The following is a 13843-nucleotide window of genomic DNA, read 5'->3' as shown; positions in this document are numbered from 1 at the left end:
CATTAGTATGGACAGGTTTTCCTTTTTAAACGCAGCACATACTGCTTTTTTTGCAGATTTATATGAACAATATATAGAAAATCCTGACAGTGTAGAGCCTAGCTGGAGAAGTTTTTTCCAGGGATTTGACTTTGCAGCTTCGGATTACGGGTCGGGCTTATTTGAAGCCGTTCCACAGCAAAACGGTGTAGCAGCGCCAGACTTTTCAGGTGTTCCTGAAAAGATACAGAAAGAGTTCAAGGTGCTTAACCTTATTGAAGGCTACAGGACAAGAGGACACCTTTTTACCAAAACCAATCCGGTTAGGGACAGAAGGACGTACTCTCCAACCTTAGAGCTTGAGAACTTCGGACTTTCCAACGCCGATTTAGACACTGTTTTTGATGCAGCAAAAGAAATCAATTTACAGCCGTCTACACTTAGGCAAATCATCGATCACTTAACAAAAGTATATTGCCAGCACATTGGTGTTGAGTATATGTACATTCGTAACCCTGAGGTTAGAAAGTGGATACAGGACAGGCTTGGTGTAAATGAAAATTTACCGGCTTTCTCTGATGAGGCTAAAAAACACATCCTTTTAAAACTTAACGAAGCTGTTGCTTTCGAGAACTTCCTTCATACTAAGTATGTGGGTCAAAAACGTTTCTCGCTTGAAGGTGCAGAGGCTCTTATCCCGGCACTTGATGCCCTTGTTGAGGCTGCTGCCGAAAAAGGTGTAGAGCAGTTTGTAATGGGTATGGCACACAGGGGACGTCTAAATGTGCTTGCTAATATTTTTGGTAAGTCGACTTCAGATATCTTCAGTGAGTTTGACGGAAAGGATTATGATGATGATGCACTGTTTGACGGTGACGTAAAATACCACCTGGGTCTTACTGCCGACAAGAAAACAAGAACAGGTAAAAACATAAACATTAACCTTGCACCAAACCCATCGCACCTTGAAACTGTAGGTGCGGTGATTGAAGGTATTGCAAGAGCAAAACAGGATAAGTATTTCCCTGAAGACAATTCTAAAGTACTTCCTATTGCGCTACACGGTGATGCTGCGGTTGCAGGTCAGGGTATAGTGTATGAGATTGTGCAAATGGCTGGTCTTGACGGTTACAAAACCGGAGGTACTATTCACCTTGTTGTAAACAATCAGGTTGGTTTTACCACTAACTACCTTGATGCACGTACATCTACTTACTGTACAGATATTGCTAAGGTTACCCTTTCTCCGGTACTTCACGTAAATGCCGATGATGTAGAGGCAGTGGTACACGCTATGTTGTTTGCGCTTGACTACAGAATGAAATTTGGCGGAGACGTATTTATTGACCTTTTAGGTTACAGAAAATACGGTCACAACGAAGGTGATGAGCCTCGTTTCACGCAGCCAAAACTTTATAAAATAATCGCTAAGCACAAAAACCCAAGAGAAATTTATGCTGCCGAGCTTTTAAGCAGTGGTGTAATTCAGGAAGGTTTTGTGAAAGAGCTGGAGCAGCAGTACAAAGCTGTGCTTGAAGAAAACCTTGAAGCTTCAAGGAAAAAAGACCTTACCATTATCACTCCGTTTATGCAAAACGAGTGGGAAGGATTCTCCCAGGCTTCAGAAGAGCAAATGCTTCAAAAAGTCAATACGGCATTCTCTAAAGAGATGTTGGACGAAATTGCTGAGGTTATCACGCAACTTCCTACAGACAAAAAATTCATTAATAAGATACAAAAGCTTATCAACGACCGTAAGGCAATGTACTTTGAGAACGATAAGCTGGACTGGGCAATGGGTGAGCTTTTAGCTTACGGATCACTTCTTACAGAAGGGTACAACGTTCGTTTATCCGGTCAGGATGTGGAGAGGGGTACATTCTCTCACCGTCATGCTGTCGTTAAGGTAGAAGACTCTGAAGAAGAGGTAGTACTACTTAACAGGCTTAAAGAGCAAAACGGTAATTTCCAGGTTTACAACTCACTACTTTCAGAGTATGGTGTTGTAGGTTTTGATTATGGTTATGCGCTGGCAAGTCCAAGAACACTTACTATTTGGGAAGCACAGTTTGGTGATTTCTCAAACGGTGCCCAAATTATGATTGACCAGTACATCTCGGCTGCCGAAGATAAATGGAATAACCAAAACGGTCTTGTAATGTTACTGCCACACGGTTATGAAGGTCAGGGTGCAGAACACTCTTCTGCACGTATGGAGCGTTACCTGCAGCTTTGTGCTAATCACAATATGTATATAGCCGACTGTACTACACCTGCTAACTTCTTCCACTTATTAAGAAGACAGATGAAAACCACGTTCAGAAAGCCACTTATTGTGTTTACACCTAAGAGCTTACTACGTCACCCTGCAGCGGTTTCTACAGTAGAGGAACTTGCAGAAGGGACATTCCACGAGGTACTTGATGATCCGGCAGCAGATCCTAAAAAAGTAAAAACACTGGTATTCTGTACCGGTAAGTTCTACTACGATCTTGTAGCCGAAAGAGAAAATCTGGGTCGTGACGATGTGGCTTTTGTAAGGCTGGAGCAACTGTTCCCGTTACCGGTAGAGCAGTTAAAAGAGGTGATTGCCAAATATTCTAACGCCGACGATTATGTGTGGGCGCAGGAAGAGCCAAGAAACATGGGTGCTTACAGCTACATGTTAATGAACTTTACTGAGGTTAAGTTCAGGGTGGCATCATTAAAAGCCTACAGTGCTCCTGCAGCAGGTAGTTATACACGTGCTAAAAAACGTCATGCTGCTGCTATAGCAATGGTTTTTGATAAAGATTTATTTAATTAATATCGTATTTTTGATTTTCAATAGATTAACAACAACGCAAATAAAATTATACTGACATGATTTTAGAAATGAAAGTTCCTTCGCCGGGGGAATCAATAACAGAAGTTGAGATTGCAACATGGCTGGTAAGTGACGGGGATTATGTAGAAAAAGACCAGGCAATTGCCGAAGTTGATTCAGATAAAGCAACACTAGAACTTCCTGCTGAGGCTAGCGGTATCATTACCCTAAAAGCTGAAGAAGGAGATGCAGTAGCTGTAGGCCAGGTTGTTTGCCTTATAGATACTGGTGCGGCAAAACCGGAAGGATCTGCTCCTGCTAAAGAGGAGAAAAAAGAAGAGGCTCCAAAGGCCGAAGAGAAAAAAGAAGAGCCTAAGAAAGAAGCTCCTGCAGAGAAAACATATGCTACAGGAACACCTTCTCCGGCGGCAAGAAAAATATTAGACGAGAAAAACATTGATCCTGCTACTGTAACAGGTACAGGTAAAGGCGGTAGAGTAACTAAAGATGATGCTGTAAATGCAAAAGCTTCTATGGGTACTCCTACAGGTGGTAACCGTGCCAGTGAGCGTACTAAGCTTTCTATGCTTAGAAGAAAAGTGGCAGAGCGTTTGGTTTCGGCTAAAAACGAAACAGCTATGCTTACTACGTTCAACGAGGTTAACATGACGCCTATAAACAAAGTACGTGCTGAGTTTAAAGATGAGTTTAAAGCGAAACACGGTGGTGTAAGCCTTGGCTTTATGTCATTCTTTACTAAAGCGGTTGTTAGAGCATTACAGTTATATCCTGATGTAAACTCTATGATGGATGGCGATTACAAAGTGTCTTATGATTTTGTAGACGTTTCTATTGCAGTATCAGGTCCTAAAGGTCTTATGGTACCGGTGGTAAGAAATGCTGAGGCATTAACTTTCCGTGGTATTGAGGCAGAGATTAAGCGTCTTGCGCTTCGTGCACGTGACGGACAAATCACTGTAGACGATATGACAGGTGGTACATTCACTATTACTAACGGTGGTGTGTTTGGTAGTATGTTATCTACTCCAATTATTAACCCTCCACAATCAGGTATCCTTGGTATGCACAACATTATTGAGCGTCCTATTGCTGTAGATGGTAAAGTTGAGATTCATCCAATGATGTATGTGGCACTGTCTTATGACCACAGAATTATTGACGGTCGTGAGTCGGTAGGTTTCCTTGTAGCAGTTAAAGAAGGATTAGAAAATCCGGTAGAACTGCTTATGGATGGTAATGCAAGAAAAGCGTTAGAACTATAATAACAAGTCAGTATACAACAAAAAAGCCCCTGCAGTAATGCAGGGGCTTTTTTGTTGCTTTATCAAAAATTAGTAGTGTACATCAAAAGTACCATCGGTAATGGTGATAAATTCATCATCATTGGCAAGGTTGCTTCTAAAGGTGCCCGAGAAAGTTCCTTTAAGGTGCCCGTCGCTGTTAACAGATACGTTGGTTTGGTATTCTCCCTCATTAGCCACCATCATTTTGTTTGAAAGCTGGTAGGCAATAAAGTCAGGAGTTACATTTCCTGTAACACCCGGTGCTATTTCATAACGAAATACTCCTGTCTCTTCGGTGTTAGATGAAGTAAGTGTAAGCATGTATTCATTTGGCTGTACTTCTGTTTCAAGTACAATACAAATAACGTGTTCCTTTTGTGTTCCGTCTAGTTTAAACTTAACCGACCCTCCCTGTGATGGGGTGTCGTCTTCTCCGGTGCATGAGGTTAATGCAACGGCCATAAAGCTGAAAAGTATCAGCGAAAGTGCTTTTTTCATAATTTGAGTTGTTTGGTTGGTTGCGCAATATACAGAAAAAAGCTACGAATCATAAAATAAAAAAGCCTTTGTAAACACAAAGGCTTTTTTATTAATGAATAGATAACAATTACTGTTTTTGTATCCTTATTGTTTTTTGTGTTTCCTGAGAGCTTACCTTAACCATGTATATTCCGGTTTCAAGGTTAGAGAGGTCTATTTGTATTTCGGTATTGCTAAAATTGTTAGCAACTACTTTTTGACCAAGTAAATTGTATACTTCTACATTGCTAATAGTATTGGCATTACTTAGTGTAAGTATGTTGCTTACCGGGTTAGGGTAATAGCTTAGTGATTGGAATAATTGCTCTTCCAGTCCTAATGTCATAAGTGCAGTTACAGCAAACCTTTCCATGCTTTCCATTCCGTCTACCGTTTGAGTAGCATAATAAGTTGTATTGTCAACAAGCGAAGTTGTTAAAGGTAGTGGTGTGTCACTTTCGGTACTTTCATACCATTGTATGTTCTCACCTTCAGCTTCTAAAACGCTAATAGTTTCCCCTTCGTTAAAATACTGCTCGTTTACTCCTGTAGGAGCATGCGAAGTTATGTAGATAACCATTGAAGCAACAGAAAAGCATCCTGTTTCGATGTTCTCAACCCTTACCCATACGGTTTCTCCATTTAGAGCGTTATATGTTTCGGGAGTTGATATTTGTGGCGTAGCTACGTATGCACTGGTTTCTGTAGTATGAAAAGTAACACTATACTCCTGGCTGTTAAGGTCATCTAAAATTTGTGCATTGTTTGCTGTAAGGTCTACAGTGTTACTGTAAGCTATTAAATCTTCAGGAGTGTTAATAACGGGTGGTAGTGCTGCATTAATTGTAAAATAAGCTACGGCATAGTTAGAAGAATCTCCGTTTTCGGTTAGCCTTGCATAAATAGTTTGTAATAAAGCTACATTATTAGTGTAGTTTGCAGGGCCAGGTATGGCATTTAGTCCATTGTCCGCATCTGTACTGGTTTGATGGTAACTAACGGTATAATCGTTACTGTTTAATCCGTTAAGGATTGTAACGTCATTTAGTGTAAGGTCAAATACAGTATACCCGTCTGAATTAGTATCACAAGCCGATAAATCGTTTGGGTTGCCCATGTTGGGTTGGGCATAGGCAATACCTCCTAAAAGTAATAGTAGTAGTTTTTTCATATAGCGTGGTTTTTTGTTAGAGTGCTAATATAGGAAAAAAACTACATGATAAAATATTGTCTTTGTTTATTTTAGATAAACGCAGTGATTGTAGTAGTCAATAATTGCTTTGCCTTTCATTAAAATATCGGCGCCTAAAATACCGTGTACCGGTTTGGCTTTATATTGCCTAAGAGCTTCATTAACGTGAGACATGTCAAAAATCACCAAACCAAAACTTTTGTCTTTCCAGTGTCCCAGTCGCAGAGTATTTTTGACAGATGTTTGTGTGGTCATGCCTATACCTCCGGCTCCGGCAGCTTTGGTGTCAGAATCATCTGCGCTAAGTTCAAAACGTTCAATGCCTTCAAAATCTACACAACTGTTTGAAGCTCCCGTATCCAGTATAAAAGTTCCTTCAATGCCGTTTATTTTTCCTTTTATTAAAAGGTGTTGTGTTTTTGATATTTTAAATTTTATGCGTTTGTAGCCTTTTTCTTTAAGTGTGAGGTGTAAGTTTTCCATAGTTTTTTATTGCATTCCAAAAATACTTTAAAATATGATATTATTAAGGCAAAAAACCATAAGGCTTTGTAATTTTGCAGCCCAAAAGCTTTTATAATGATTTTGACAGATACACATACCCATTTATACAGTGAAGAGTTTAGCGAAGACCGCGACCAAATGATACAACGTGCCTTTGATGCCGGAGTTACCCGTTTGTTCGTACCGTCTATAGATTCGTCTTATACCCAACCCATGTATGAGCTTGAGGCCAAATATCCTGAAAATGTGTTTTTAATGATGGGATTGCATCCTACCTATGTAAAAGACAATTATGAGGAAGAACTGGCTCATGTGGAACGCGAGCTTGCCAGCCGTAAGTTTGCCGCCGTTGGCGAAATAGGTATTGATTTGTATTGGGATGAGTCGACATTAAAGCAGCAGCAATATGCCTTTAAGCACCAAATACAGCTGGCTAAAAAATACAAATTGCCAATAAACATTCACTGCAGGGATGCCTTTGATGAGGTTTTTGAAGTACTGGAGTCGGAAAAAGGGGACGATCTGTTTGGAATCTTCCACTGTTTTACCGGGAATTTTGAGCAGGCACAGCAGGCTATATCCTATAACATGAAATTAGGTATTGGCGGAGTGGTAACTTTTAAGAACGGTAAGATAGATCAGTTTCTTAATGATATACCAATCAGCAATATAGTGTTGGAGACCGATTCGCCTTATCTTTCGCCTGTGCCTCACAGAGGTAAGCGAAACGAGAGTAGTTATACCAAACTGGTAGCCGAAAAACTGGCGCTTATTTATAATAAAAACCTGACTGAAATAGCCGAAATAACAACGAAGAATGCTTTAGATATTTTCGGGATTTAACGCAGAATTCCTGTAAAATTGATATTTTTTTTGTTTTTTTGTAAACTGTTTTAACCCTAAAGAAGTACATGTCGAAATTTGACCATATCAGGCCCTTTTATGATACCGAGGTGAATGAAGCTATTTGTAGCGTTGTAGACCACCCTATGATGAAAGCGCTTATGAGTTTTGCTTTCCCCGATGTCGATGAGGCAGTGTGGGTACAGCAACTGAGAAAGACGCATTCTAAAAGGGATTTTCAGATTAACTTTATTTACCACGCCGTACAAAAGGTGTTGGAAAAAAGCTCAGAAGGCCTTACCACTTCGGGGTTTGAAAAACTGGAACCGCATACTCCATACCTGTTTATTTCAAATCACAGGGATATAATACTGGATACCTCACTGCTTAATGTTTCATTATACGATCACGGACTTGTAATGACGGCTTCTGCCATTGGTGATAACCTGGTGCAGAAAACATTTTTACATGTGCTGTCACGACTTAACCGAAACTTTTTGGTACAGCGTAATCTTCCGCCAAGGGAATTGCTGCAAAGCTCTAAACTGATGTCTGAATACATTTGCCAGTTGCTTAACCGTGAAAACCGTTCGGTTTGGATAGCACAGCGCGAGGGTAGGACTAAAGATGGTGACGATGCTACCCAGCAGGGTGTACTTAAAATGCTTGCAATGGGATCTGACGAGAAGAACCTCATGCATTATTTTAAAAAGCTTAAAATTGTTCCGGTTTCCATATCGTATGAGTATGATCCTACCGATATGCTGAAAATGCCACAGCTTTTGGCAAAAGCCAAAGATGAGATTTACATTAAGGAAAAGAATGAAGATTTCATTACGCTGTTAAGCGGAATCATGGGGCAAAAGAAGAGAATCCATATCCACGTGGGTGATATGCTTACGGATGATTTGGATAAGATAGCCGATGAGTTTGATAACCAAAATAAGCAAATACAGGCACTGGCTCAGGTAATAGATGAGTCGATACTTACTACCTATAAGCTTTGGCCTACCAATTATATTGCTTACGATTTACTGAACGATACTACCCGTTTTTCAAAGTATTATACCGATAAGGAAAAACAGTTGTTTGAACGACGCCTTGAAATGCGTATTGATAACGATAATAAGGTTTTAAGAGAAGGTTTCCTGGCTATGTATGCCAATCCGGTGGCTAATAAAATGAAATATCAAAATGCAATCTAAACCTACTATATTACTTATTTACACCGGAGGTACCATTGGTATGGTTAAGGATTTTGAAACCGGTGTATTAAAAGCGTTCAACTTTAAAAAACTATTACAAAGGATACCCGAACTAAAGCAGCTGGACTGTAACATTGAAACGGTGTCTTTTGAAACTCCTATAGATTCTTCTAACATGGACACTGCCCAATGGGCTCAAATGGCCAAAATGATAGAAGAACATTATGATGACTTTGACGGATTTGTTATCCTGCACGGGTCAGATACCATGTCATATTCGGCTTCTGCATTAAGCTTTATGCTGGAAGGGCTTAACAAGCCTGTGGTGTTTACGGGCTCTCAGCTTCCTATTGGTGATCTGCGTACCGACGCTAAGGAAAACCTTATCACGGCTATACAAATCGCTTCGTTAAGGCATAACAACCACCCCGGGGTTAGGGAAGTGTCACTGTATTTTGAATACAAACTGTACAGGGGTAATCGTACCACCAAGATTAGTGCCGAGCATTTTAACGCCTTTACATCGCCTAACTATCCGCCACTGGCAGAATCGGGTGTGCATTTAAAAATCAATAAGGAATTACTGCTTAAAGCCGACGGAAACAGAGACCTTAACGTGCATTATAAGCTGGATGATAATGTGGTTATCATAAAAATATTCCCGGGTATTAACGAAAAGGTACTTACTTCCATTTTAAACACTCCGGAGCTTAAAGGGGTAGTGCTGGAAACCTATGGTTCGGGCAACGCACCTACTGAAGACTGGTTTATAAACATATTGCAGGATGCTATTAACCGCGGACTGTACATTGTAAATGTAACGCAATGCTCTGGAGGTAGTGTTAACATGGGGCATTATGAAACCAGTACCAAGCTAAAGGAAATAGGGGTTATCTCGGGGGCTGACATTACTACCGAAGCTGCCATAACCAAACTGATGTACATGTTAGGTAAAGGTACACCTGTAGCCGACTTTAAAACAATTTTCGAAGCTCCTGTTTGCGGAGAATTGTCACAATAATTTTTGATATAAACTATTTAATACTATTTTTGCAGCCGCAATAATTTAGAGAGGTGGCCGAGTGGTCGAAGGCGCACGCCTGGAAAGTGTGTATGCTCCAAAAGGGCATCGAGGGTTCGAATCCCTTCCTCTCTGCTGATAAAATCCTTATAAAGCTGGTATTCAGTTTTGTAAGGATTTTTTGTTTTTGGAGAGGTTAGGAATGATATTAATTTCATATTTCTATGTTTAGGCTATTTGTATTAATACATGCTACTTGAATTGTGCCTTTGGGTATTAATAAAAGACGTAATTTACAATCGATAACTTAAGAATTCTTATTACATAAAGCATTATGTTAGCTATTAATTTAAGCTAATTTGCTTTAGCTATTTTTTGCGAAGTAATAACTAGGTTAGTTAAAATAATATTGTGCGAAATTAATAATAAGCTAATCTTTAAAAATATTGTTTTGGAATTTATAAAATGGTTGAATATAGCTATACTCAGCAATAATAAGATATTTGTTAAGTCATACATTTGCCTCATTGTTATTCCGATTTTGGTATGTATGCTAAATAAATTGAAAACTCCATTTGAAGCTAGTTTGAAAAATGATTATATTTTAATCATTGATTTACAATTGCAATTCAATTGAAGTTTGTTTTACTTTGCTGCATTATTTTTTACTTTAGGTACAATTTTATTCATTATGTGCACCAACCATATTTAAAGAAGAGGAGTCTTTCGGAGATTTGGCAGGGAATAAAAACCAACCCTTCCCTATTTTCAGAGTTGGTAAATTATAATAAGTAGGATAAGTTGATTGTAAAGGACGTAATGGAAGATTATGGGACTCAGGCAAAAAATTAAGATAATAAAAATAGAAAATATTATAAAAAATAAAACTTCACTGATATTGTTTATTTAATTACTTAAAGTAGGGTGAGAATTTTTAACCTGTAAGATATGTAATTAATCGATTTATAAATTTTTAAAATCTCTTTTTAACCTAATGTTGTTATTTTGTCACTTTAAATTATTTTATATGATAAAAAAAAAATATTTGATTCTTATTTTTAATTGTTTTACAGGTCTTTTTGCCCAAGATAAAGACAATGCAGAAAATAAAGTTCCACCTGTGGCCCATACAGGAACTTTCTCAAATAACCAAATTTCTTATGTGGTAGGTAAGATTTATGTGCTTCCTCAATCTGATGAAAAAACAGAGGAAGAAAAAGAATTGACTCATGTTTTTGAAGAAATTATTGTAGAGTCTTATATAGATGCTCAAAATAAAGATGAATCTAAAGGAATATCAGGAAATTTTGTGATATACCCTAATCCAGTTGATAGTCAACTTTATTTTCAGTCTGACTCCCCTGTGAAAAAAATAAAAATCTTTAATACAGAAGGAAGAATGATTTATGCAGGGAGTGTAGCAGATAACTGTGTAGACTTAAATTTTCTTCCTAAAGGAGGATATACAATAATGACTGATTTGAATACAACTGAGCGATATCCAATATTAAAAAATTAAATTATGAATAAAATTATTATTTTGATTATCCTATTATCTGGATTTACTCTTTTTGCACAGGTACCTCAAGGAATAAGTTATCAGGCAGTTGCCTTTGATACTTCAGGAAACCCTGTTATAAATCAAAACATAGGTGTTAAATTGAGTATTTTAGACAATTCAGGTACGGGTACAGTTGTTTATGCAGAAACAACATCCACAATGACTAACGATCAAGGAGTTTTTAGCTTAAACATTGGTCAAGGGACTCCAATAACAGGTAACTTTAGCAGTATAAAGTGGGGCGTAAATAATAAATTTTTAAAGGTTGAGATTGATATAGCGGGAGGGACAAACTATAGTTTAGTAGGAGCTAATCAATTGATGAGTGTTCCTTATGCTTTGTATTCAGAAAATACTGACAATGCAATTATGGTTGTAAAAACCATTCAGGAATTAAGAAGTATTACAGGAATGAGTGTGGGAGATATTATTTATGTTAAATATCATACATCAGTGAATGATGGTGGGGGAGGTGTTTTCAGATGGAGAAATGAAAGTCCATTGTTAGGCTCAGGTTATTTTGGTCAAGATAATAACGGTACACTCATTAAATCGACTAGTAGCACATCTGGAAGATGGGTTAGAGAATATGAAGGGGCTATTAGTGTGGCTTTTTTTGGGATAATTAATAACACAGACATTACAAGTGCTTTTCAGAGAGCTATTGATTTTGCAGAACAAAATGCTAACGATAGTACAACAAGTACTACACATCCAACAAAAGGGAGAACTGTTTTTGTGCCATCTGGGGTATGGAAAGTTAACAAAATCACTTTAAAATTGGGTGTTGATATTGTAGGGGACTCATTTGATGCGACTATCTTAAGTGCTATTGGGTCAGAACCTTATTTGTTTGAAATGGAAAAAGGTCCTGTTAAAACATCAGTATCAAATTTTAAAATTAGAGGGAATAACTTGGATAAAGGATGCTTTCATTTTAAAGCAGACAGAACAGGAACTTCATGGCCAAGTTGTGGTTTATGGAATTCCATATTTAAAAATATTGAGATTGATGGGTTTAAAGGACATGGTATTTTTTCTGAGGCTTTAGGAGATTTCACAGGTCCTAATCAATTATGTATATTTCAGAATGTACATGTTAGAATGAGTAATCAGGCATCAAGCGCAAGTTGTGCTTTAAAAATGATAGGTCAGCATGGACAGATGACTTTTCTGAATTGTGGTTTTAACGGATATACAAATGGTAATAGATATCATACTGGGCATGTAGTTGATATATCGTACTTGGGGAGTTGTTCTCCAGCAGTTATATCATTTATAAATGCTACGATTCAGGAGGGTGATTATGGTGTTTATTTGAATCACGTTGAAAATGTCACTTTAGATAATTGTTGGTTTGAAAATTTGGGTGTTGCAGTTGTACTGGACGGAAAAGTTCAACCATGTAAAAGTATTAATGTTTTAAACAGTCGATTTGCTAATGCTGCCGGTTACGGGAGTTTGGGAGCAAGTTCCTCAAATATAAGTAATGGTATAATTATTCAATCTATAAATTCACAAGCAACGGTTGCTAATAACTTTGTTACAGTTAGTGCAATAACTTCCGAAAGTACAAACGATTTATTCATACTTGGTGATAGTACTAATGAAGGGATAGAAGCTTATGGGAATAGTTTTTCTAATCCTGAATTGTCAAAAACCAGTGGGATTATGCAAGTGCTATCTGTTCAGTCAGGAGGAATTTTAAATATTAAGCATAATAAAATAATATTTGTTTCACCTACATCAACAGTAATTAAAACCATTAATTCTTCTCTGTCAGCAGGGGAAACTGTTTTTATACGGGCTAATGGTAACAGTATAACGTTTAATAATACGAACAATATTTTCCTTACAAATAGGTCAACTCTTACATTGACAAATGGTGAAATTGCAGGATTTACAAAAATAGATACGGGACTTTCTGGAGGTATATATCAGTTAACTTCATTGGTAAAAAGTTCTTCGCCTTAATATGGTTTGAAATAATTGATATATTATGGGAACATGTATATTAAAAGATTAAATAAAAAGAGGGGTCATACCTCACTTTTTATTTAATCTTTTAATATATACTACTATTTTTCAAATAAAAATCAAAAAAATCCAGTTACGTGATTGTCGATGAGGATTATTGTTACAACAAAAGACTACGGCATAACAGCTTTCAGGCTAGTAATCTTAGAGACTTATTTCCATCTTATAGTATCACTTTGAGTTCTTTCATTAACGGTCTCGCCGTTTACAATTTTCCTGTAAGTTTTGTAGTCTATCCACGTAGTATCTTCTAAAATGCGATAATGTGAAAATTCATCTGTGAATTTAATTTTTCCGGCTTTATCAAAGTGGTGAATAATACTGTCTGTTCCGTAGCGATATTCATTGCTGCTAATAAGCTTTCTGTTCTTCTTGTCAATACGTTCTATACGATTGGCTTCTAAGTCATCTGCTGAAATGTATTTTTCTTCCTTATGATCAAATAGATAAACATACACTCTGTCATTCATAGCCATGTTCCCGGAATAACTTTTTAATAGGATGTCGGTATAGCCGTCAAAACTCACATCTTCTAAGCTCTCCTTATTTATCTCGTCAAGGTAATTGTTTTTGTTGTAGTTTGGCGGAGGGTAAACATCGTGGTGCTTTAAAAGTAATGTGTGAGTCTTATAATCGAAGAGTTTTATAATGATTTCTTCACCATTTATGAGTTTATGTTCCCAATAACATTCATTTCCATTTAACATAAAAGGCTTGCTGACTTTTACCAATGTATCAGGTATGACTTCTAGGACTGGCGGTTTAGTCACAGGGTTAGTAGTGATTTCATTCATTAGGATGTTGTTAGGTGTTTTGTTATTACAGCTTATGAGAATAAAGCATACAAAAATTAAAAGGATTATAGTTTTCAT

Annotated in this window: 11 protein-coding genes and 1 tRNA gene; 8 read left to right on the top strand and 4 right to left on the bottom strand. The window is 37.5% G+C overall.

The features are described 5' to 3' along the window. Window positions 1-7: 7 nt before the first annotated feature. Both Q763_RS13695 and odhB read left to right on the top strand, forming a co-directional pair. Window positions 8-2785, top strand: coding sequence for a 2-oxoglutarate dehydrogenase E1 component (locus Q763_RS13695; protein ID WP_035135279.1), 2778 nt, complete (start codon window positions 8-10; stop codon window positions 2783-2785). A 56-nt stretch (window positions 2786-2841) separates the two neighbouring features. Continuing rightward, window positions 2842-4068, top strand: a complete 1227-nt coding sequence (gene odhB, locus Q763_RS13690; RefSeq protein ID WP_035135277.1) for a 2-oxoglutarate dehydrogenase complex dihydrolipoyllysine-residue succinyltransferase — start codon at window positions 2842-2844, stop codon at window positions 4066-4068. Window positions 4069-4137: 69 nt separating this feature from the next. On the opposite strand, the gene Q763_RS13685 is transcribed toward odhB, so the two are convergent. The 3 genes from Q763_RS13685 to Q763_RS13675 form a co-directional block, all read right to left on the bottom strand. Continuing rightward, on the bottom strand, window positions 4138-4587 hold the full coding sequence (locus Q763_RS13685; RefSeq protein ID WP_035135275.1) for a hypothetical protein: 450 nt from the start codon (window positions 4585-4587) through the stop codon (window positions 4138-4140). A 109-nt stretch (window positions 4588-4696) separates the two neighbouring features. Next, window positions 4697-5779, bottom strand: coding sequence for a T9SS type A sorting domain-containing protein (locus tag Q763_RS13680; protein ID WP_035135273.1), 1083 nt, complete (start codon window positions 5777-5779; stop codon window positions 4697-4699). Between the two features lie 66 nt (window positions 5780-5845). After that, a complete protein-coding gene (locus Q763_RS13675) occupies window positions 5846-6283 on the bottom strand; it encodes a retropepsin-like aspartic protease (RefSeq protein ID WP_035135271.1) in 438 nt (145 codons plus the stop codon). 96 nt (window positions 6284-6379) lie between these two features. Between Q763_RS13675 and Q763_RS13670 the strand changes: the two genes are divergently transcribed. The 6 genes from Q763_RS13670 (at window position 6380) to Q763_RS17555 (ending at window position 12908) form a co-directional block, all read left to right on the top strand. Beyond that, on the top strand, window positions 6380-7147 hold the full coding sequence (locus Q763_RS13670) for a TatD family hydrolase (protein ID WP_035135269.1): 768 nt from the start codon (window positions 6380-6382) through the stop codon (window positions 7145-7147). A 68-nt stretch (window positions 7148-7215) separates the two neighbouring features. Further along, window positions 7216-8352: a 1-acyl-sn-glycerol-3-phosphate acyltransferase gene (locus tag Q763_RS13665; protein WP_035135268.1), complete on the top strand. Its 1137-nt coding sequence runs from the start codon at window positions 7216-7218 to the stop codon at window positions 8350-8352. Next, window positions 8342-9373, top strand: coding sequence for an asparaginase (locus Q763_RS13660; protein ID WP_035135267.1), 1032 nt, complete (start codon window positions 8342-8344; stop codon window positions 9371-9373). The genes Q763_RS13665 and Q763_RS13660 overlap by 11 nt, the downstream gene beginning before the upstream one ends. A 47-nt stretch (window positions 9374-9420) precedes the next feature. Then, window positions 9421-9508, top strand: a tRNA-Ser gene (locus Q763_RS13655). A gap of 892 nt (window positions 9509-10400) precedes the next feature. Further along, entirely contained in the window at window positions 10401-10892 is a 492-nt protein-coding gene (locus Q763_RS13645; RefSeq protein ID WP_035135265.1) for a T9SS type A sorting domain-containing protein, read from the top strand. Window positions 10893-10895: 3 nt separating this feature from the next. Next, window positions 10896-12908, top strand: coding sequence for a pectate lyase family protein (locus tag Q763_RS17555; RefSeq protein WP_052123446.1), 2013 nt, complete (start codon window positions 10896-10898; stop codon window positions 12906-12908). A 215-nt stretch (window positions 12909-13123) separates the two neighbouring features. Here Q763_RS17555 and Q763_RS13635 read toward each other — a convergent pair whose 3' ends face one another. After that, the gene (locus Q763_RS13635) at window positions 13124-13843 is read right to left on the bottom strand and encodes an XAC2610-related protein (protein WP_035135264.1); all 720 of its coding nucleotides are present in this window, start codon (window positions 13841-13843) and stop codon (window positions 13124-13126) included.

Origin of the sequence: Flavobacterium beibuense F44-8, from assembly GCF_000769915.1 — a bacterium.
GTDB lineage: Bacteria > Bacteroidota > Bacteroidia > Flavobacteriales > Flavobacteriaceae > Flavobacterium > Flavobacterium beibuense.
The sequence above is the reverse complement of the archived record's forward strand: the minus strand, read 5'-3'. Positions and strand labels throughout refer to the sequence as shown.